Origin of the sequence: Aeromonas sp. 75A (genome assembly GCF_051919425.1) — a bacterium.
GTDB classification, from domain to species: Bacteria; Pseudomonadota; Gammaproteobacteria; order Enterobacterales; family Aeromonadaceae; genus Aeromonas; species Aeromonas veronii.
The window spans coordinates 2,509,172-2,531,421 of record NZ_JBQBES010000002.1 but is presented as its reverse complement, the minus strand read 5'-3'; the positions used below and the strand labels follow the sequence as shown (position 1 = coordinate 2,531,421).

Sequence of the window (22,250 nt, the reverse complement as noted above, 5' to 3'; positions counted from 1 at the left end):
CTCATCTTTTACTGACGTCAAAATGAGCGCTGATTCTACCGAAAAGCGAGCCGCAAGGCATGGAAAACAAGCCCCTGCACTCGAGGGGGGATAGGGATATAGCACTTCCCTACCCTGCCAGACGGGAGCGTGGCCGCCCGTCTGTCACCGATAGATCAGGTGGCGTTCGGGATGCCTCGCACCCCATCTGGCTGGCGGGTTTGTGCCTCTTCCGGCAGCAGCTCCTCGCAAAACTGGCGCAGCGGCATGGGGCGGGCAAACAGATACCCCTGCAGATAATCGACCCCTTTGGCCCTGAGGTAGTCAGCCTGACGCTCGCTCTCCACCCCTTCCGCCACCAGCGCCAGACCGAGCCGGGTCGCCAGATCGATCACATTGTCCACGATATGTTCCGAGAGGGACTCGGTACCGATGCGGGCGATAAAGGATTTGTCGATCTTGAGGTAATCCACATGGAACTGCTGCAGGTAAGCCAGGCTGGAGTGGCCGGTACCAAAGTCGTCGATGGCGAGTTTGACCCCCATCTCGTCCAGCTGGCGGAACAGGGAGAGGGTCTGGGGATCGGACATCAACAGCTCCCGCTCGGTCAGCTCCAGCACCAGTACCACCTTGCCGGGGAGGAAGTGGCCGAGGAAGGCGCGGCACTCGGCCAGCAGGGCAAAATCGTGGCAATGGGCGGCGCTGATGTTGAAGCTGATATGAAACCCATCGGGCAACTGCTCCTGAGAGCGGTTCAACCGTGTCGCCACCTGCTTCATGATATGGGTGGTCATGGGTACGATCAGTCCCGACTCCTCCGCTTGCGGGATAAAGAGATCGGGCCGGATCACCCCTTCATTGACATGCTCCCAGCGCATCAGCACCTCGGCGCCCATCATCTTGCCGTCGTGGCTGGCAATCAGCGGCTGCAGGTAGGGAACAAACTCCCTGGCCCGCAGGGCACGTCGCAACTCATCTGTTGGCGAGCCGGGACGCCCCAGCACCCACCACACCAGCCAGGCCAGCAAAAGCGAGGAAACCGCCAGCCACGACAGCGCCACATGCCGCGCGGCCCACAGCGACTTCCAGTAGACCGGCATGGCATAACCGGCATGGATGGTGAAAGGATAATGGGATGAGGTGAGGGCCTGGCTGATCCCGCGATGGAGGGTGGGCGCCTCGCTCAGATAGCGGCCAGACTCATTGAGCCAGGCCGACCCCACCTGCAGATAAAGCGCACTGGATTTTCCGCTCATGGAGAGCATGAAACTGAGCTGGGTACTGTCGATGGCGCTCAAGGCGGCATCCTTGCCCTGCTCGGTGCGCACCACCAGCAGCGGGTGATTTTGCCGCACCCGGTTGCCACTCATCAGCAACAGCTTGCGGCCGGTGTAGATGGAGCCGTCATCGGCATCATTGGCCTCACCAAACAGCGAGGTGCAATTGATGATGCCGTTTCGCACCAGATTGACCGAACGCAGGAAGGGCTCAATGGCGACCTTCTTGCGCAGCACCAGCAGGTTGTCGCGACAGGGAGCATTCACCAAGGGCAGCACGGAGCGATTGGCCTGCTCCGCATGATCCAGCATCGACTCCATCAGGGTTCTGGCCTTGTGGGCCGAGGCGCTGGATTCCGCTTTCAGCTCCTGCACATAATTGCTGTGGATGAGCCAACTTCCCACCAGCAGCGGCAGGGTAAAGACCAGCAAGGCACCGCCGAAGCGTAACCCGGTTCGGGAGAGATCGATCCTGAACAGAAACATAAAGAACCACGCCGCAATTCGTCAGGCCTGCCAACGCAAGCGCCCAGTGAACAGATATCCACTTTCCCTCGATAACGATGCCTCATCATTACCGCACATAACCGAACAACATAACCCAAAGTGTTTATAAAACGAACCACCAAACAGGTGGTTGGATCTCTCTAGCAAGGATCGTGCAAACAATCTTCAAAAAAGACGGTGAATAACACACAAATAAATAATGCCGCGTAAATACGCGGCATTATTGGCTTCTTATCGCGCAAATCGCGCAAGAACTCCGTTAAACGGCTTGTTGCAGGATCACCGCATCGGCCTTCTTGGTGTAGGAGGCGATCTCGTTGAAGTTGAGGTAGCGGTAAGTATCTGCCGCAGTGGCATCCAGCGCCTTGGCGTACTGCAGGTACTCCGCCACAGTCGGGATCTTGCCGAGGATGGCGGCAACGGCGGCCAGCTCCGCAGAGGCCAGATAGACGTTGGCACCTTTACCCAGACGGTTCGGGAAGTTACGGGTGGAGGTGGAGACCACGGAGGCCCCTTCCGCTACCCGCGCCTGGTTGCCCATGCAGAGGGAGCAGCCCGGGATCTCGATGCGGGCACCGACGCGACCAAAGATGCCGTAGTAGCCCTCTTCGGTCAGCTGATCCTTGTCCATCTTGGTGGGCGGTGCGATCCACATGCGGGTCGGCAGCTCGCCCTGATACTTCTCGAGCAGTTTGCCGGCGGCACGGAAGTGACCGATGTTGGTCATGCACGAACCGATGAACACTTCGTCGATCTTGTCGCCAGCCACGTCGCTCAGCAGACGGGCATCGTCCGGATCGTTCGGTGCACACAGGATTGGCTCCTTGATGGTGGCCAGATCGATCTCGATGATTTCGGCGTACTCGGCATCCTTGTCCGCTTCCATCAGGGTCGGGTTGGCCAGCCACTCTTCCATCCCCTTGATGCGGCGGGTGATGGTGCGTACGTCGCCGTAGCCTTCGGAGAGCATCCATTTCAGCATCACGATGTTGGACTTCAGATACTCGATGATCGGCTCTTTATCCAGCTTGATGGTGCAACCGGCTGCGGAACGCTCGGCGCTGGCATCAGCCAGTTCGAACGCCTGCTCCACCTTCAGGGTCGGCAGACCTTCGATCTCGAGGATACGGCCGGAGAAGATGTTCTTCTTGCCCGCTTTCTCGACGGTCAGCAGCCCTTTCTGGATGGCGGCATAGGGGATGGCATGGACCAGATCACGCAGAGTGATGCCCGGTTGCAGTTCGCCCTTGAAGCGCACCAGCACCGACTCCGGCATATCCAGCGGCATCACGCCGGTGGCGGCGGCGAAGGCCACCAGACCGGAGCCCGCCGGGAAGGAGATACCGATGGGGAAACGGGTGTGGGAGTCACCACCGGTACCCACGGTATCCGGCAGCAGCATGCGGTTCAGCCAGGAGTGGATGACGCCGTCACCCGGACGCAAGCTCACACCGCCGCGGTTCATGATGAAGTCCGGCAGGGTGTGGTGGGTCTGTACGTCGATGGGCTTCGGATAGGCGGCAGTGTGGCAGAAGGACTGCATGGTCAGATCGGCGGAGAAGCCGAGACAGGCCAGATCTTTGAGCTCGTCGCGGGTCATCGGGCCCGTGGTGTCCTGAGAGCCGACCGTGGTCATCTTGGGCTCGCAGTAAGTGCCCGGGCGAATGCCCTTCACGCCGCACGCCTTGCCCACCATCTTCTGGGCCAAGGTGAAGCCTTTACCGGTATCGGCCACCGGCTGCGGGCGACGGAATACGGTGGAGAACGGCAGCCCCAGCGCTTCGCGGGCCTTGTCGGTCAGGCCGCGGCCGATGATCAGCGGGATACGGCCACCGGCGCGCACTTCGTCGATCAGCACGTCGGTTTTCAGTTCAAACTGCGCCAGCACCTGTTCGGTGCCGTGTTTGCAGATCTTGCCGGCATAGGGGTAGATGTCGATCACATCGCCCATTTCCAGCTTGGAGACATCCACTTCGATGGGCAGGGCGCCGGCATCTTCCATGGTGTTGAAGAAGATCGGGGCAATCTTGCCACCCAGACAGACACCGCCAGCGCGCTTGTTCGGCACGAACGGAATGTCGTCGCCCATAAACCAGAGCACCGAGTTGGTGGCGGATTTACGGGAAGAACCGGTACCGACCACGTCACCCACATAGGCCAGCGGGAAGCCTTTCTCTTTCAGGGCATCGATGGTCTTGATGGGGCCGACGGCGCCATCCTTGTCCGGAGTAATGCCGGGACGGGCGTTTTTCAGCATCGCCAGCGCGTGCAGCGGAATGTCCGGGCGGGACCAGGCGTCCGGTGCCGGCGAGAGGTCGTCGGTGTTGGTTTCGCCGGTCACCTTGAACACGGTGACAGTGATCTTCTCGGCCAGCTCCGGGCGGGAGAGGAACCACTCGGCATCAGCCCAGGACTGCATCACCTGTTTGGCGTGGACATTGCCCGCCTTGGCCTTCTCTTCCACGTCGTGGAAAGAGTCAAACATCAGCAGGGTATGGGAGAGCCCCTTGGCGGCAAGCGGCGCCAGAGTGGCGTGATCCAGCAGGTCGATCAGCGGTTGAATGTTGTAACCACCCTGCATGGTGCCCAGCAGCTCAACGGCTTCGGCGGCAGTCAGGATGGGAGAGTGGGCTTCGCCCTTGGCGACGGCGGTGAGGAAACCGGCTTTGACATAGGCCGCTTCATCAACACCGGGGGGAATACGGGAGGACAACAGCTCTTTCAGAAAGTCTTCTTCGCCAGCGGGCGGGTTCTTGAGAAGCGTTACCAGGGCGGCGACCTGCTCTGCATCCAGAGGTTTGGCAACCACGCCCTCGGCGGCACGTTCTGCGACGTGTTTACGGTATGTTTCAAGCACGACTAATTCCTCTTTGGTCTTTTTTTGGGGTTCGCCCACGCTCGCGGCGATCGTCCTTGCGGGACACCCCGTAGGGTGCTCCCCACTATATAAGTTTTAACGACTAATTAAAATCCAAACCCTGTTTACTTATTCACCACAAAATCGTAACCAATTAAACAGACTGGTATTTTTTGAAAATTAATTGAACGCCCTCAACCAGAGTTAACAAATTGGCATCATTTCAGCATTATTCGAACGTACTGCCCAATTGCAGATAGAAGACGTCATTGCCCCCCTCTGCCATGCCGTAGCCGAGGAACACAGGGCCGAGGAAGCTCTCCACCCCGACATAAACCGACCCGGCGGTAAACGAGCTCTCCAGACTGATATCCTCACCCTTGTTCCAGACCCCGCCCTGCTCCAGAGATCCACCCAGATAGAGCGGCATCTTGAGGGCACCAAAGTCATTGTCTGCCACCCGATAGATGTAACGCAGGCCACCAAACAGGCTGTAGCGACCGCTCAGCTGGTAGCGCTGGAAACCGGAGAGGCGGAACAGCCCGCCCAGATCCTGAATATGCAGCGGCACCACCTCTTCACTGCCCGATCCTCCCCCTTCGAGGATCAGGTTGAGGCTGTGCCTGTCCCATGACCAGGGTTTGATCATCGAGAGCTGATAATTCCAGCCTTCACTGCGGCCATCTGCCGACTCGAGTCCATCCACACTGACGTGGGAGTGGCCCAGTTTCATGTCCCATTTCACCCCCTGATAGGGGAAATAGCGGCTATCCAGATTGTCGTGTTCAAAGCGGACATAGGGGCCCCACGCCGTGGCATCCATCTCCAGCCCCTTGAAGTTCTTCACATCAATCGTGCCCAGTTGTCCCTCCAGCCCCATCGACAACCGGCTCCAGGGCTGGCGGTTCCAGCCCACCGCCAGATCGCCACTGAAGAAGGAGTATTCGGAGTCGAGATAGCTTATCGAAACCGCCTCGGGATCCGGATTGGGGAAAAACAGGCGGCGCAGGGTCTGGTCATAGGCCAGACTCGCCTCGCCATAAAAGGTCTGGGAGGGTTCGAGCGGGGTATAGAAGTCGGTCTTGATATGTTTGGCCGTGCCCAGCGACGCCTCGGTCAGCCACTCGGCCCCCCACTCGTTGACGTTGGTGAGGGTATAGGACATGCCGACGTTGTAGTTGGAGGTGTTCTCGAAGTCATCGGTGAAACCGAACTGGAAGTTGAGGTAGCCCGGCCCCCAGTTCTTCTCGCTGGCATCCACCAGCAGCACATTCTCCCCGTCACGCTCCTCCACCTCGTAGGTGATGCGGTCAAAGGACTCAAGGGCATAGAGGCGGCGAATGCCCGCTTCCAGACTCTCATTGGTCTGTACCTTGTCCGGCCGTACTTTAAGCATGGCGCGCACCGTCTCGTCGGAGAGGCGCGACTTGTTGATGATCTCCACCTTGTCGATGAAGTAAGCGGGTTGACCGCTACGCTCGGCACGACGGCTCAGCTTCTGGTTGCGATAGACGTTGTACTGCGCCTTGGTGAGCGACAGCTTATCGAGTTGCAGCGACACCTTGTCAGCCGCCGTCTCACCGATCTTGATCCCCTCCGGCATCCGGGCAAAGTCGGCGATCCCCATATCGCCAAACTCGGGGGCGATCAGAATATCCTTCGGTCCCATCAGCGCCTTCTGCTTGTCGGTGCCCACCTGGGTCATGTAGGTGGTGAGCTGGTCAATCATGGCCAATCCTGACTTGAGGGACTCCCGGGTACGTAGCTTGGCACCGATATCCACCGCGATCACCACGTCGGCCCCCATCGCCTTGGCGACATCCACCGGCATGTTGTTGACGCTACCGCCGTCCGCCAGGATGTGCCCCTCCCACTCCACCGGCTTGAGGGCACCGGGAATGGACATGGAGGCCTGCATCGCCTTGGCCAGGCTGCCGTGATCCAGCACAAAGGGGGTGACCGTCTCCATGTCGGTCGCCATGGCGCGGTAGGGAATGGGGAGATCATCGAAACTCGCCTGTACCGGCAGGTTGGAGGTGGCCCCCCGCAGCAGGCTGGCCATGGATTGGCCCTGGAAGAAACCGTCCGGCAACTGGGTGGTATCGCCATTCACCCCGATGTCGGTCCGCAGTTGATACTGCTCGTTCTGCTGCTTTTTACGCAACGACAGTTCGTCGCGGCCCACCTTGTCCTGATACCCCTTGTTCCAGTCGATGGCCAAAGTGGTGCGCTCCACCTCCTCGGCACTGAGCCCCATGGCATACATCCCCGCCACATAAGAGCCCATGCTGGTGCCGACTATGATGTCGACCGGAATCCGTTTCTGTTCCAGCACCTTGAGAATGCCGATATGGGCCGAGCCCTTGGCGCCGCCGCCGCTGAGCACCACCGCAATTTTCGGGCGTTCCCCCTGTGCCGCCACAGCCAGCAGCGGGCAGGCCGCCAGCATCACCAAAAGCAGACGGGTCCATCCCGCACCTAAGCTGCGCATCATATTTTCCATATTATTCAGAGGGTCAGTCACCAAGGATGGCCTCTACTATAAGGGGCTCGGCAGTTAGCGCAACCGTCAATCAGCATCCCGCCTGTGCAGCATGCCGACGGGGCAAGCCACCGCCCCTGTGAGCGCAAACGTAATCCGCAAATAAAGGGCTGCAAGCCTCATGGGTAGCCCCGCGCTGCCGCTAATATGAGGGTCGTCAATCTCAACCTTTTGAGCACCTTTATGCTGGCAACCCTCACTCTTAAACAGAAAATACTGGCCACGGTCACCCTGGCCGTGGTCGTCTCCTGTCTGCTGGTAGGCTACTTCAGCCAACGCTCGGCCCAGCAACTGATCGAAAACCGGATGTTCGAGCAGGAGCTGCCCAACCTGACCCAGCGGATCAGCAAGGAGATTGAACAGGATCTCCACGGCATCGCCCAAGCCGCCCGCCAACTGGCCACCGACCGCTTCATCCTCGACTGGGTGGATCGGGGCATGCCCAAAGAGCAGGAGCCAATCCTCATCAACCAGCTCAAGGATGTGGCCAACCAGTATGGCCTGGTGACCGCCTCCTTCGCCGATCGCCAGAGTGCTGCCTACTACAACCAGGATGGCTTTCTGCGCAACCTGACCCCCACGCAAGACGCCTGGTTCTATGACTACACCAAGAGCCAGAAGGAGATGACCCTCAGCATCTTCCGCGAGAGCAACGGCGAGGTGAAGCTGTTCGTCAACTTCCAGCAACTCAACGGGCGCGGGCTGGCTGGCTTTGCCAAATCCCTCGATACCATGGTGACCATGGTCTCCAACTTCCGGCTGGAAGAGAGCGGCATCGTCTTTATGGTCGATGGCAGCGGCAAGGTGAAGCTGCACCCCGAGGCCAACCGCATCGAGCGTGACACGCTTGGCAACATTGCCAGCGGTGATACCGGCAGCCTGCTGGCCAAACGCCCCTTTGCCGTCATCAACGCCGAAGTCAATGGCGAGCCCATGGTACTGGCCAGCAGCTATATCCCGCTGCTCGACTGGTATCTGGTGGCCCAGGTGCCAGAAGCCGAGATCTATGCCGAGCTGGATCAGACCCGCAACGAGATCCTGATGATCTCGCTGGTGATTGCGCTGGCCATGGGGCTGATGGGGATGCTGCTGGCAGGCTCGGTCAGCCGCCCGCTCAACGAACTGGCCCGCCTGTTCAAGGAGCTGGGCAGCGGCGATGGGGATCTTACCCAGCGCCTGAAAGTGGAAGGACGTGACGAACTGAGTCAGGTCGCCACCGGTTTCAACAACTTCGTCGCCAAGATCCACGGCTCCATCGAGCAGGTGGCGGAGAACTCTCGCCAGCTCGCGGCCACCGCCAACGAGGTGGCCAACAAGGCGCAGCTGACCCAGCACAACTGTACTGCCCAGCGTGACCGTACTGTGCAGGTGGCCACCGCCATCCACGAAATGGGGGCCACGGTGAGCGAGATCGCCGGTAACGCCTCTCTGGCAGCCGAAGTAGCCAGACAGGCCAACGATCAGGCCGATGCAGGGGCAGTAGTGGTAGCGCAGGCGCGCCACGGCATCGTCGACCTCTCCGGAGAGATTGAGCAGGTGGCAGGGGTTATCGAGTCGCTGGCGAGCCAGACCGACTCCATCGGCAGCATCCTCGAAACCATCCGCAGCATCTCGGAGCAGACCAACCTGCTGGCACTGAACGCCGCCATCGAGGCCGCTCGCGCCGGTGAACAGGGTCGCGGTTTCGCCGTGGTGGCAGATGAAGTGCGCAATCTGGCCAACCGCTCCGCCGCCTCGACCGCCGAGATCCAGGGGATGATCAACCGCTTGCAGGAGCAGAGTGCCCGCGCGGTCAGCGCCATGGCGCAGGGGCGTAACCAGAGTCTGGAGGTGGTGAGCCAGGCCGATGAGGCCAACGCAGCCCTCGGACAGATCACCGCCCACATCACCCAGATCAACGACATGAATATCCAGGTAGCCACCGCCACCGAGGAACAATCCAGCGTAGTGGGCGAGATCAACCGCAACGTGGAAGACATCAACCAGCTCACCATGGAGACCGCCGACATTGCCCACCAGCTGACCGAGTCGAGCCGCAGCCTGCAGCAGCTCTCCGGTCAGCTGGACAAGCTGGTTGGCAACTTCCGGCTCTAACCCCGACCTTGACCTGAGTCATCAACAACAGAGAGCGTCGTGGCGCTCTCTGTTGTTTTGGTGGCGGCTAATCCGGCATAGCAGTCAGCCCTTGCCATCCCGTTTGCGCTGATACATCAGCTCATCCGCGCGGGTGAGCAGCTCGGCAAGGGAAGCACAGCCGCGCCCGTCATAGCAGACAATCCCGGTGCTGCAGGTCAGCGCATAGCCGCAACCACTGCGCTGATTGTGCTCGACCAACATGGCATTGAAACGCTCATAGGCCAGTTGTGCCTGCGCCTCCACCACATTGGGCAGCAGGACGGCGAACTCATCGCCGCCCATGCGGGCAAACACGTCTGCGCCCCGAAAAGCCTGCTTGAGCAGAGTGGCAAAGGCGATCAGGGCCCGATCCCCTTCTGCATGCCCCCACCGATCATTGATCCCCTTGAAGCCATTGAGATCCAGATAGAGCAGCGCCAGCGGCATCTGCAAGCGACCGGCCAGCGAGAGGCTCTTCTCCGCCAGCATCACGAACCCGCGCCGATTGGAGATCAGGGTCAACTCATCAATGGTGGCCAGCTGCACCGCTTCGAGCTCCCGCACCACCATCGCCGCCAGATCCTTGAGCAGTCCCACATCCTCCTCACTCAATTCCCGTGGCACCGTATCTATGATGCAGAGCGTCCCCAGTTTGCAGCCGTTGGCGATCCGCAGTGGCTGTCCGGCATAGAAGCGGATGCCGGGCCCACCCACCACCAGCGGATTGTCGGCAAAGCGGGGATCCTGCGAAGCATCCGGCACGATGAAGGTCTCATTACCCATGATGGCGTGGCCACAGAACGAAATGTCACGCGCGGTCTCACTAACCTCCAGCCCGATACAGGATTTGAACCACTGGCGATCTTCATCCACCAGACTCACCAGCGCGATGGGGACATTGAACACCCGTCGGGCCATGCGGGTCAGCCGGTCAAACCGCTCCTCGGCCTCGGAATCCAGCAAAGAGAGCCGCCGCAGGGTCTCCAACCGCAATGCCTCATCGGGTGGAATAGGTGCTTCTAGCATCGTGCCTCTCTCGTCAGTGCCAAAACCTATCTTTAGCATATTGGGCTTTGCTGACGTCGGGGCAGCAAGGAGAAAACAAAAAGCCGCTCATTCGAGCGGCTTTTTAGACAAGCGGGGAAGAAAATTACTTTTTCTTCTTGGCCTTGGCGTTCGGCAGGTCGGTGATGGAGCCTTCGAACACTTCGGCAGCCAGACCCACGGACTCGTGCAGAGTCGGGTGAGCGTGGATGGTCAGCGCGATATCTTCGGCGTCCGCACCCATTTCGATGGCCAGACCGATTTCACCCAACAGTTCACCACCGTTGGTACCCACGATGGCACCACCGATGACGCGGCCGCTCTCCTTGTCGAAGATCAGCTTGGTCATACCGTCGGAGCAGTCGGACGCAATGGCACGACCGGAAGCAGCCCACGGGAAGGTGGCGACTTCGAAGTTCAGGCCCTGTTGCTTGGCTTCCTTCTCGGTCAGACCAACCCATGCCATCTCTGGCTCGGTGTAGGCGATGGACGGGATCACTTTCGGGTCGAAGTAGTGCTTCTTGCCGGCGATCACTTCGGCGGCAACGTGACCTTCGTGAACACCTTTGTGTGCCAGCATCGGCTGGCCAACGATGTCACCGATGGCGTGGATGTGCGCCACGTTGGTACGCAGCTGCTTGTCCACCTCGATGAAACCGCGCTCGGTCACGGCAACGCCTGCCTTCTCGGCATCCAGCATCTTGCCGTTCGGCACACGACCTACGGCAACCAGCACGTTGTCGTAACGAACCGGCTCGGCCGGAGCGTGCTTGCCTTCATAGGAGACATACAGGCCGTCTTCGCGCGCTTCAACTGCGGTGACCTTGGTCTCCAGCATGATGTTGAACTTCTTGGCGACGCGCTTGGTATAGATCTTGACGATGTCTTTGTCGGCAGCCGGAACCAGCTGGTCGGCAAATTCCACCACGTCGATCTCGGAACCCAGAGAGGAGTAAACGGTACCCATCTCCAGACCGATGATGCCGCCACCGATAACCAGCAGTTTGCCGGGAACGGTTTTCAGCTCCAGCGCATCGGTAGAGTCCCATACGCGCGGGTCATCGTGGGGGATGAACGGCAGCTTCACCGGACGGGAACCGGCCGCGATGATGGCGTTGTCGAAGGTCACGGTAGTCTTGCCGTCTTCCCCGGTCACTTCGAGCGTGTTCGGGCCGGTAAATTTACCCAAGCCGTTAACAACCTGAACTTTACGCATCTTGGCCATGCCAGCCAGACCGCCGGTCAGCTGGTTGATAACCTTCTCTTTCCACAGACGGATCTTGTCGATGTCGGTCTGCGGTGCACCGAAGACGATGCCGTGCTCGGCCAGCGCCTTGGCTTCTTCAATCACTTTGGCAACGTGCAGCAGCGCCTTGGAGGGGATGCAGCCCACGTTCAGGCAGACGCCACCCAGGGTGGAGTAACGCTCGACGATAATAGTATCCAGACCCAGATCGGCTGCACGGAAAGCAGCGGAATAACCGGCAGGGCCAGCACCCAGTACTACGACCTGGGTTTTGATTTCTTTACTCATCATGACCTCTTTGTCGTTCTTATATCCCCGGACAGCGCAGTCTTATACCGAAACGGGTGGCTGCAGCCGTGAAAAAAACGGGGCAAGTTTACGATCATGTTAATGAAATGAGAAGTAAAAAGGGCAGGCTCTGGGCCCGCCCTCTCACTTACAGGACCAGTCGACGAATGTCGGACAGCACGCCGTTCATGGTGGTGATGAAGCGAGCCCCATCGGCACCATCGATCACGCGGTGGTCGTAGCTCAGAGCCAGCGGCAGCATCAGGCGCGGCGCGAACTCTTTACCGTTCCACTTCGGCTTCATCTCGGACTTGGAAACACCGAGGATGGCCACTTCCGGCGCGTTGACGATCGGGGTAAAGCTGGTACCGCCGATGCCCCCCAGGCTGGAGATGGTGAAGCAACCGCCCTGCATGTCAGCAGCGGTCAGCTTGCCGGCACGGGCCTTCTTGGAGATCTCGGCCAGATCGCGAGACAGCTCCATGATGCCCTTCTTGTTAACATCGCGCACCACGGGCACAACCAGACCGTTGGGGGTATCTACCGCCACACCGATGTGGATGTACTTCTTCATGATCAGCTTGCTGCCATCTTCGGACAGGGAGCTGCAGAAGCGCGGGTGAGCTTCCAGCGCCTTGGCGGCGGCTTTCAGGATGAACACCAGAGGGGTGATCTTCACGTCTGCCTTCTGCTTCTCGAGCATCGCGTTCTGCTCTTTGCGGAACGCTTCCAGCTCGGTGGTATCGGCTTCGTCGAACTGGGTGACATGAGGGATCATGACCCAGTTACGGTGCAGGTTCGGACCGGAGATCTTCTGGATGCGGGTCAGCTCGACCTCTTCCACATCACCGAACTTGCTGAAGTCTACCTTCGGCCACGGCAGTACGCCCAGACCGTTGCCACCGGCTACACCGGCAGAGGCAGGAGCGGACTCGGCACGCTTGATGGCATCCTTCACGTAGGCTTGCACGTCTTCTTTGACGATACGACCCTTGCGACCGGAAGCTTTCACCTTGGCCAGGTTGACGCCGAACTCGCGCGCCAGACGGCGTACCGCCGGAGAGGCGTGCACGTAGGCGTCGTTGGCAACGAAATCGGTCGCAGCGGCAGCAGCCTGGGCAACCGGAGCCGGAGCAGCGGCAACAGGGGCTGCAGCGACCGGAGCGGCAGCTTGAGCAACCGGCGCGGCAGCAGGAGCAGCGCCAGCCACTTCGAAGACCATGATCAGGGAACCGGTGGAGACCTTGTCACCCGCCTTCACCTTGATCTCTTTGACCACACCGGCGAACGGCGCAGGCACTTCCATGGAGGCCTTGTCACCTTCCACGGCGATCAGGGACTGGTCAGCTTCAACCTTGTCACCCACAGCAACCATGATCTCGGTGACTTCCACTTCGTCGCCACCGATATCCGGTACGTTGACCTCTTTGGCAGCGGCGGCAACCGGGGCAGCAGCCACGGGCGCGGCAGCTTGAGCCGGAGCAGCAACGGCAGCAGGCGCAGCGCCAGCCACTTCAAATACCATCACCAGAGAACCGGTAGAGACCTTGGCACCAGCGGCAACCTTGATCTCGACCACGCGGCCTGCGAACGGTGCCGGTACTTCCATGGAGGCCTTGTCACCTTCCACGGCAATGATGGACTGGTCAGCTTCTACCATGTCGCCCACGGCAACCATGATTTCAGTCACGTCCACTTCGTCGTCACCGATGTCCGGTACGTGCACATCTTTGCGCACGGCAGCGGCAGGTGCGGCGGCCGGAGCAGCAGCAACCGGTGCAGCCACTTCAGCAGGGGCGGCAGCGCCTTCGGCTTCGAAGACCATGATCTGGGAACCGGTGGCAACCTTGTCGCCCACCTTGATCAGGATCTCTTTGACGATACCGGCGGACGGGGCCGGAACTTCCATGGAGGCCTTGTCGCCTTCTACCGCGATGATGGACTGGTCCAGCTCGACCTTGTCACCCACGGCCACCATGATCTCGGTGACTTCAACTTCATCGGCGCCGATATCCGGCACCATAATCTGTTTGGACATTGTGCTTTATCCTCTTGCGTCGATCCGCATGGCTGGCTGATGCCGCCACGCACATCTCGCGTTAACCGTTTTAAATCCTGGCAGGGTCGCGCCGTCATACGCCGCGACCCTTGATCCACTTACGCGTACAGCGGGTTGACCTTGTCGGCATCGATGCCGTACTTGGCGATGGCGTCGGCCACAACCTGCTTGTCTACCTCGCCGCGCTTGGCCAGTTCGGTCAGGGCAGCAACTACCACGTAGAACTCGTTCACTTCGAAGTGACGACGCAGGTTGGCACGGCTGTCGGAACGGCCATAACCGTCGGTACCCAGCACACGGTAGTTCTCGGTCGGAACGAAGGCGCGAACCTGATCGGCGAAGGACTTCATGTAGTCGGTCGCAGCGATAGTGGCTTCGGAACCCAGTACCTGAGCGATGTACGGTACGCGAGCTTCGGCAGTCGGGTGCAGCATGTTCCAGCGATCCGCGTCCTGACCGTCACGGGCCAGCTCGTTGAAGGAGGTGACGCTGAACACATCGGAACCGATGCCGTACTCGCTGGCCAGGATCTGGGCAGCCTTGCGCACGTGACCCAGGATGGAACCACAACCCAGCAGCTGAACTTTCGCCTTGGCACCGGCTACGGATTCCAGCTTGTAGATACCCTTGCGGATGCCTTCCTCGGCGCCTTCCGGCATGGCCGGCATGGCGTAGTTCTCGTTCAGGGTGGTGATGTAGTAGAACACGTTCTCCGGGTTCTCACCGTACATGCGGCGCAGGCCGTCCTGTACGATCACCGCCACTTCATAGGCGTAGGACGGATCGTAGGAGATGCAGTTCGGGATGGTGTTCGCCAGGATGTGGCTGTGACCATCTTCGTGCTGCAGACCTTCGCCGTTCAGGGTAGTACGACCGGAGGTTGCACCCAGCAGGAAGCCACGAGCTTGCTGGTCACCGGCTGCCCACGCCATGTCGCCGATCCGCTGGAAGCCGAACATGGAGTAGTAGATGTAGAACGGGATCATCGGGCAGTCGTTGGTGCTGTAAGAGGTCGCAGCAGCCAGCCAGGAGGACATGGCGCCCAGCTCGTTGATACCGTCTTGCAGAACCTGACCCTGCTTGTCTTCCTTGTAGTAGGAGACGATGTCGCGGTCTTGCGGGGTGTACTGCTGACCGTGCGGGCTGTAGATACCGATCTGGCGGAACAGACCTTCCATACCGAAGGTACGGGCTTCGTCAGCCAGGATCGGAACGATGCGCTTGCCGATGGACTTGTCTTTCAGCATCACGTTCAGGGAACGCACGAACGCCATGGTGGTGGAGATTTCGCGCGCCTGCTCACCCAGCAGCGGGCCGAAGGCATCCAGTGCCGGGATTTCCAGCTTGGTGGTGCTTTCACGCAGACGGGTCGGCACATAGCCTTTCAGGGCAGTGCGACGGTCGTGCAGGTATTTGTGCTCGGCAGAACCGGCTTCAATCTTCAGGTACGGCAGATCGGCCAGCTGCTCGTCGGCCACCGGCAGGTTGAAGCGGTCACGCAGGTGACGCACGGAGTCCAGCTCCATCTTCTTGACCTGGTGAGCGATGTTCTTGCCTTCGGCCGCTTCACCCATGCCGTAACCCTTGATGGTCTTGGCCAGAATAACGGTCGGCTTGCCCTTGGTCTGGGTCGCCTTGTTGAACGCGGCGAACAGTTTGCGAGGATCGTGACCACCGCGGTTCAGGGCGAAGATCTCCTCGTCGGTCATGTCTTTGACCAGCGCGGCAGTTTCCGGATAACGGTTGAAGAAGTGCTCGCGGATGTAGGCACCGTCGCGGGACTTCATGGTCTGGTAGTCACCGTCCACGGTCTCGTTCATCAGCTGGATCAGCTTGCCGGAAGTGTCTTTCTTCAGCAGCTCATCCCACTTGCGACCCCAGATAACCTTGGTCACGTCCCAACCGGCGCCAGCGAACAGGCCTTCCAGCTCGTTGATGACCTTGCCGTTACCGACAACCGGACCATCCAGACGCTGCAGGTTGCAGTTGACCACGAACACCAGGTTGTCGAGCTTTTCACGCACGGCAACGGTCAGGGCACCCTTGGCTTCCGGCTCGTCCATCTCGCCGTCACCCAGGAAGGCGTAAACGGTCTGCTCGGAGCAATCCTTGATGCCACGGTCGGTCAGGTACTTCAGGAAGCGAGCCTGATAGATGGCGGCAATGGGGCCCAGACCCATGGAGACGGTCGGGAACTGCCAGAAGTCCGGCATCAGTTTCGGGTGCGGATAGGAAGGGATACCCTTGCCGTCCACTTCCTGACGGAAGTTGTCCAACTGCTCTTCGGTCAGACGACCTTCAGCAAAGGCACGAGCATAGATGCCCGGGGAGATGTGACCCTGGAAGTAAACCAGGTCACCACCATCCTTCTCGTTGCGAGCACGGAAGAAGTGGTTGAAGCAGACATCATAGATGGTCGCAGAAGAAGCGAAGGAAGACATGTGACCACCTAGGTCCAGGTCTTTCTTGGACGCGCGCAGCACGATCATCATGGCGTTCCAGCGGATGATGGCGCGAATGCGGCGTTCCATCTCCAGGTCACCCGGGTAGTCCGGCTCGTCGCTGGACGGGATGGTGTTGATGTAATCGCGATTTGCCTTGGCAGCCACGTCCACACCGCTTACGCGGGCTTTCTCGGCCAACTGTTCAAGGATGAACTGAGCGCGTTGCGGACCCTCTTCACGCAGCAGGGATTCCAGAGAGGCAAGCCACTCCAGCGTTTCTATCGGGTCCACATCGTTCTTCAGGATATCAGACATGGCTGGTTCCTATGTTGTTGTGATTGCACGGCATTGCACGGCGAAGGGCGCAAGCATTCGACAATAGAGCCTTGTGGGATTAGTTTTCCTGCTGACGGATCCGACGCATGGATCGCTGGATCCGGCTGTCTTCCCTCTGCATATCCAACAAGGTGTCCTCGATAAAGGCCAGATGCTCATGACAAGCTGTTCTGGCCCGCTCCGGAGCCCCCGAAAGAATAGCCTCGATCAGATTCGCACGATGGCGACGTATCTTGGCTACCACTCCCGGGCGGCGATTCAAAATCTCGTTATTCTGCAGAATGTTCTGCTCGAGCATCGGGCTCATGGCCCGCAGCAGGTGCAGCAGCACCACGTTGTGGGACGCCTCGGCCACCGCCAGATAGAACTGGGTCACGGCTGCCGATTCAGCCACCAGCGAGCCCAGCTGGCCCGCCTCTTCGATGGTGGTTTGCACCTGACGAATGCGCTCGAAATCAGACCCGGTTCCCCGCAAGGCCGCGTAGTAGGCACAGATGCCTTCCAGCGCGTGGCGAAACTCCAGCAGGTCATACTGGGCTTCCGGGTGGGTACTGAGCAGTTCGAACAGAGGATCGGCGATCCCCTTGCTCAGGGCATTCTGCACATAAGTGCCGCCGCCCTGACGGCGATAAAGCAATCCGCGCGCTTCCAGTCGCTGGATGGCTTCGCGCAAGGAGGGGCGCGATACCTGAAACTGGATGGCGAGTTCCCGCTCGGGAGGCAATTTCTGCCCCGGCTGCAGGCTGCCTTCCAGAATCATCTGTTCCAGCTCGGCGACAATGGAGTCGGCCAACTTGGGTTGCGTAATCTTGCGATAGGGCATGAGGCTACTTTGTTAAATTGGTATTACCAATTTTATGGATGGGGCGAAAATTAGCAGAGGCCTTTTGAAAAGTCCACTCAAAAGATGATCTGAGTCAAGAATCAGCCCCACCACTTAAGAGGTAAAGCAGGGGAAACATGATTTAGCTCATAGAAAATGGTCTGACCAATATTCTTGGCCTCGTTCACAAATAACATTTGCGCAACCAGAGACAAAAATGGCCTGCCAGATAGGCAAGCCATTGATTTTAAAACCCAAACTAAATTTGAATATTTACTTTAGCTGTTTAGTAGTTGCCGGTAGTAATCCCACTGGAAACTGGCTCCGGGATCCGTCTTGCGCCCTGGCGCGATATCGCAATGGCCGACAATTTTTCCGTGGGTAATCGCCGGATAGCGCTCCGAGATAGCTCGAGTGAGCCCCGCCAGCGCCTGGTACTGAGCCTCGGTATAGGGGGTTTCGTCAGTCCCTTCCAGCTCGATCCCAATGGAAAAGTCATTACATGCCTCCCTCCCCTGCCAGCTCGAGACACCTGCATGCCAGGCGCGCGCGCCAAACGGTACATACTGCACCAGCTCGCCATCACGGCGGATCAGGCAATGAGCCGAGACCCGCAGCTGATGGATACCGGCAAAATAGGGATGAGCCTCGGGGTCGAGTCGTCCCATAAAGAGATCGTCGATAAAGGGACCGCCAAACTCCCCAGGCGGCAGGCTGATGCCATGCACCACCAGCAGGGAGATATCATCCGGCACGGCCCGCTCGTTGTGATGGGGAGAAGGCACCCGGCGCGCCTGCTGGCACCAGCCAGCGGCATCGATAGAGAAACAAGGTTGCGAAGCGAGTTGAGTCATCGGCTACTCGAGTTGGCTGATAAATGGCGAGACAACGAAGATACCTGATAGGCAACCCGACACCAACTCACTGAATCAAAGGGAAATGGTATGTTAGGCTGAGTCATCTTCCGCTCGATATGGATGGGGTATGCAGCACACGGCACGCTGGATGTGGTTACTGGCCTGGCTCTCTTTGATGGGTCTGCTGACCCTCTATTTTCACTCCCGCAACCAACCAAGCGTCACCGCCAGCGGCGAGCTGTTGCTGCGAGCAGACCAGAGCGGCCACTATCGTCTGGAGGGTGCCATCAACGGCCAGCCGGTGCAACTGCTGCTCGATACCGGCGCCACCCGTATCACCATCCCGCAGCAAGTTGCCGAGCGGCTCGGCCTGACCGCTCATGGCAGCAGCCAGGTCAATACCGCCGCGGGGCAGATCCGGGTCGGCAACGGCACCATCGAAACGCTGGCGATGGGGCCATTGACCTTGTACGATCTGGCCATCTTTATCAATCCGGCGGCAGACGGTGACGAAGTGCTGGTTGGCATGAACGCCCTCGGTCGGCTGGAGCTGGTTCAAAAGGAGCGGCAACTGCTGCTCAGACCCTTGCAGGAATAAGGCATGTTTCAACAGGATGTCAGCCGCGCCGTGCGCGCCGCACTACTCGAAGATCTGGGCGATGCCCTCACCACGCTGGACCAACCGGACGCCAGCGCCGATATCACCGCCCAGCTGATCCCGGCCGACCGGATGGCCACTGCCCGGGTCATCACCCGTGAGGCCGGTGTGTTCTGCGGCCAGCCCTGGGTGGATGAAGTGTTCGTACAACTCGGCGGCGACGTGAAGGTGGAGTGGAAGGTGCAGGATGGGGAAGTGCTCTCCCCCAATCAGGAGCTGTTCCGCCTCCATGGCCCTGCCCGCCAGCTGCTGACTGGCGAGCGCAATGCGCTGAACTTTGTCCAGACCCTCTCCGGCGTCGCCACCCTCACCGCCCGCTATGTGGCAGAGCTGGAGGGCACCGACTGCCGCCTGCTCGACACCCGCAAAACCATCCCTGGACTGCGTACCGCCCAGAAGTACGCAGTCACCTGTGGCGGCGGCAAGAACCACCGCATCGGCCTCTACGACGCTTACCTCATCAAAGAGAACCATATCCTCGCCTGCGGCGGCATTGCCGAGGCGATTAATGAGGCTCGCCATCTCAATCCGGGTAAACCGGTGGAGGTGGAAGTAGAATCACTGGCAGAACTGGAGCAGGCGCTGGCAGCAAAGGCCGATATCGTGATGCTCGATAACTTCGACGTGACCATGATGCGGGAAGCGGTCGCCATCAATCAGGGCCGCGCCAAGCTCGAAGTCTCGGGCAATGTCACCCTCGACACTCTGGCCGAGTTTGCCGCCACCGGCGTCGATTTTATCTCGGTCGGGGCACTGACCAAGCATGTGCGGGCGCTCGATCTCTCCATGCGCTTTATCCAGCAGTGAGATTCACCCCGCAGGCCTGAGCAAATACTCGGTCTAACCGGATAAACAACTTGCAAAAGGCGCCATGGGCGCCTTTTCTTTATGCAGGATCCCTCAGCAAAGGAGTGTAATGACGGACCCGCTTTCACCCGTAACAAAGAGTCATAAGAAGCCACTTATTTTATGACTCGCATCAAGTTTTTGGTAAATGACATGAAAGTGGTTAACAAAGGCAGCAATCTCTGTTGCCACCCCTGACAGCTCGGATAAGATACTGACGTTCGGACGATTTTCTACCGACACTTCCCAGGAACCAAGGATAAAAGGACATTTGAAATGAAGAAACAATCGGGCTTTACCCTTATTGAACTGATGATCGTGGTCGCGATCGTGGCCATTTTGGCGGCAGTCGCACTGCCGGCGTATCAGCAATATACGCTCAAAGCAAAAGCAACAGAGTTAGTTTCAGCTATGTCTGCGGCCAAGACTCAAGCTGAAGTTTGTGCCGCATCTGGCGCAACATCCTGTGCCATCCCGACTTATACACCGACCCAGTTCGTCGGTTCTGTAAGCATGTCATATGCAAGTAGTGCAGTAACTATCACATCTACAGGTAGTGGCGCACTTAGTTCTTATTCTTGCGCATTAGCATCCAGCAATATTACCGGTGGACAGATCATTTGGTCCCCTGTGTCTGGAGCTCTCTGTAATTAATGACCTCCAGTCCTAATAGCGGCCTGGCGTTAAGCCTGGCCGCCTCTTCACTGATCAGCGAAGAGGACTCACAGCGCTATCTGAGCCAGGCCAAGGCTCAGCGCAAACCCTTTGTGACATTTCTGATAGAAAACGAGATCCTCGACAGCAAGGCGCTCGCCGACTTTTGCGAGCTGGAGTATGGGGTACCTCTGCTGGATCTTGCCGCCTTCGACTTGGCCGAGATCCCGCAGAAGTACCTCAATCAGAAGCTGATTGAGAAACACCATGTGCTGCCCATCTACACCCAAGGCCACACCCTCTATATCGCCATGTCGGATCCGACCAATGTCTCGGCGTTGGAGGACTTCGGCTTCAGCTTTGGCCTTCATACCGAGGCGCTGCTGGTGGAGGAGAACAAGCTCACCGCCGCCATCGGCAAGCTGCTGGAGAGCGAAAATGACGCCCTCGGCATGGAGGATATCGACGAGTCCGAGATTTCTGATCTCGAGGTCTCTGACGAGAACAGCCGCCTCGACGAAAGCGTTAATACCGCCGATGACGATGCCCCCATCGTCAAGTACATCAACAAGATCCTGATGGACGCCATCAAGCGTGGTGCCTCCGACCTGCACTTCGAGCCATATGAGTTCAAGTATCGGGTGCGCTTTCGCATCGATGGTATTCTGCATGAAATTGCTACCCCGCCGGTCAACCTCTCCAACCGCTTCTCCGCTCGCCTCAAGGTGATGGCGCGGCTCGATATCGCCGAGCGGCGGCTGCCGCAGGATGGCCGCATCAAGTTGAAGCTGTCGCGCAACAAGTCGATGGATATGCGGGTCAACACCCTGCCCACCATGTGGGGGGAGAAGATCGTTATCCGTCTGCTCGACTCCTCGGCGGCACGCCTCAATATCGAGCAACTCGGCTTTGATGACCGGCAGAAGGCGCAGTACCTGCGCGCCCTCTCCAAGCCACAGGGGATGATCCTGGTGACTGGCCCCACCGGCTCGGGCAAAACGGTCTCGCTCTATACCGGCCTCAATATTCTCAACACCACCGAGGTCAATATCTCTACCGCCGAAGATCCGGTGGAGATCAACCTGCCCGGCGTCAATCAGGTGCAGGTCAACCCCAAGGCGGGGCTCACCTTCGCCAGCGCCCTGCGCTCCTTCCTGCGGCAAGACCCGGATGTGGTGATGGTGGGTGAAATTCGCGATCTTGAAACCGCAGAGATTGCCATCAAGGCGGCGCAGACCGGTCACCTAGTGCTTTCGACCCTGCACACCAACTCCGCCGCCGAGACCCTGACCCGGATGATGAACATGGGGGTACCGGCCTTCAACATCGCTTCCTCGGTCACCCTGATCATGGCCCAGCGGCTGGCCCGTAAACTGTGCGACCACTGCAAAGCGCCGGAAGTGGTGCCGGAAGCCGAACTGCTGGAGCTGGGCTTTACGCCGCAGCAGTTGGCGGCCGGGCTGCGACTGTTCAAACCGGTCGGTTGCAAGGAGTGTTCCGGCGGCTACAAGGGGCGGGTCGGCATCTACGAAATCATGCTGATGTCAGAGAACATCGCCAAATTGATCATGCAGGGCGCAAACTCCCTGCAAATCGCCGCTATCGCGCAGAAAGAGGGGATGCGAACCCTTCGTACCTCAGGACTGGAGAAAGCCCGGCTCGGGGTCACCAGTCTGGCCGAGGTCAACCGGGTCACCACCAACTGATCCGCGTAGCGG

The 22,250-nt window shown here is 59.2% G+C and carries 14 protein-coding genes; 5 read left to right on the top strand and 9 right to left on the bottom strand.

Features of this window, described 5'->3' with window-relative positions; all coding sequences use genetic code 11:
* Window positions 1–155: 155 nt before the first annotated feature.
* From ACTG2T_RS11845 to ACTG2T_RS11835, 3 genes are all read right to left on the bottom strand, one after another.
* Window positions 156–1,742, bottom strand: coding sequence for an EAL domain-containing protein (locus ACTG2T_RS11845; RefSeq protein WP_107684308.1), 1,587 nt, complete (start codon window positions 1,740–1,742; stop codon window positions 156–158).
* 280 nt (window positions 1,743–2,022) lie between these two features.
* Complete coding sequence (gene acnB / locus ACTG2T_RS11840; protein ID WP_019444774.1) at window positions 2,023–4,620, bottom strand: bifunctional aconitate hydratase 2/2-methylisocitrate dehydratase; 2,598 nt, start codon at window positions 4,618–4,620, stop codon at window positions 2,023–2,025.
* A 229-nt stretch (window positions 4,621–4,849) separates the two neighbouring features.
* Entirely contained in the window at window positions 4,850–7,111 is a 2,262-nt protein-coding gene (locus tag ACTG2T_RS11835) for a patatin-like phospholipase family protein (RefSeq protein ID WP_330124760.1), read from the bottom strand.
* Window positions 7,112–7,345: 234 nt separating this feature from the next.
* Between ACTG2T_RS11835 and ACTG2T_RS11830 the strand changes: the two genes are divergently transcribed.
* Entirely contained in the window at window positions 7,346–9,256 is a 1,911-nt protein-coding gene (locus tag ACTG2T_RS11830) for a methyl-accepting chemotaxis protein (protein ID WP_064335319.1), read from the top strand.
* A gap of 84 nt (window positions 9,257–9,340) precedes the next feature.
* Here ACTG2T_RS11830 and ACTG2T_RS11825 read toward each other — a convergent pair whose 3' ends face one another.
* The 6 genes from ACTG2T_RS11825 to ampD form a co-directional block, all read right to left on the bottom strand.
* Window positions 9,341–10,303: a sensor domain-containing diguanylate cyclase gene (locus ACTG2T_RS11825; RefSeq protein WP_330124659.1), complete on the bottom strand. Its 963-nt coding sequence runs from the start codon at window positions 10,301–10,303 to the stop codon at window positions 9,341–9,343.
* A gap of 124 nt (window positions 10,304–10,427) precedes the next feature.
* On the bottom strand, window positions 10,428–11,855 hold the full coding sequence (gene lpdA, locus ACTG2T_RS11820) for a dihydrolipoyl dehydrogenase (RefSeq protein ID WP_005341659.1): 1,428 nt from the start codon (window positions 11,853–11,855) through the stop codon (window positions 10,428–10,430).
* Between the two features lie 148 nt (window positions 11,856–12,003).
* A complete protein-coding gene (gene aceF / locus ACTG2T_RS11815; RefSeq protein ID WP_064341799.1) occupies window positions 12,004–13,893 on the bottom strand; it encodes a pyruvate dehydrogenase complex dihydrolipoyllysine-residue acetyltransferase in 1,890 nt (629 codons plus the stop codon).
* Between the two features lie 119 nt (window positions 13,894–14,012).
* On the bottom strand, window positions 14,013–16,673 hold the full coding sequence (aceE, locus tag ACTG2T_RS11810) for a pyruvate dehydrogenase (acetyl-transferring), homodimeric type (protein ID WP_064341798.1): 2,661 nt from the start codon (window positions 16,671–16,673) through the stop codon (window positions 14,013–14,015).
* 79 nt (window positions 16,674–16,752) lie between these two features.
* The gene (pdhR, locus tag ACTG2T_RS11805) at window positions 16,753–17,517 is read right to left on the bottom strand and encodes a pyruvate dehydrogenase complex transcriptional repressor PdhR (RefSeq protein ID WP_005336127.1); all 765 of its coding nucleotides are present in this window, start codon (window positions 17,515–17,517) and stop codon (window positions 16,753–16,755) included.
* A 278-nt stretch (window positions 17,518–17,795) separates the two neighbouring features.
* Window positions 17,796–18,371, bottom strand: a complete 576-nt coding sequence (ampD, locus tag ACTG2T_RS11800; protein WP_323892355.1) for a 1,6-anhydro-N-acetylmuramyl-L-alanine amidase AmpD — start codon at window positions 18,369–18,371, stop codon at window positions 17,796–17,798.
* A gap of 130 nt (window positions 18,372–18,501) precedes the next feature.
* Between ampD and ACTG2T_RS11795 the strand changes: the two genes are divergently transcribed.
* From ACTG2T_RS11795 to tapB, 4 genes are all read left to right on the top strand, one after another.
* On the top strand, window positions 18,502–18,972 hold the full coding sequence (locus ACTG2T_RS11795; protein ID WP_040068932.1) for a retropepsin-like aspartic protease family protein: 471 nt from the start codon (window positions 18,502–18,504) through the stop codon (window positions 18,970–18,972).
* A 3-nt stretch (window positions 18,973–18,975) separates the two neighbouring features.
* Entirely contained in the window at window positions 18,976–19,839 is an 864-nt protein-coding gene (nadC, locus tag ACTG2T_RS11790) for a carboxylating nicotinate-nucleotide diphosphorylase (RefSeq protein ID WP_088868330.1), read from the top strand.
* A gap of 315 nt (window positions 19,840–20,154) precedes the next feature.
* Window positions 20,155–20,532 carry a pilin gene (locus ACTG2T_RS11785; RefSeq protein ID WP_151286536.1) on the top strand — a complete coding sequence of 126 codons (378 nt, stop codon included), beginning with the start codon at window positions 20,155–20,157 and terminating at the stop codon, window positions 20,530–20,532.
* Window positions 20,532–22,238, top strand: coding sequence for a PilB family type IVa pilus assembly ATPase TapB (tapB, locus tag ACTG2T_RS11780; protein ID WP_005336134.1), 1,707 nt, complete (start codon window positions 20,532–20,534; stop codon window positions 22,236–22,238). The genes ACTG2T_RS11785 and tapB overlap by 1 nt, the downstream gene beginning before the upstream one ends.
* Window positions 22,239–22,250 lie beyond the last annotated feature (12 nt).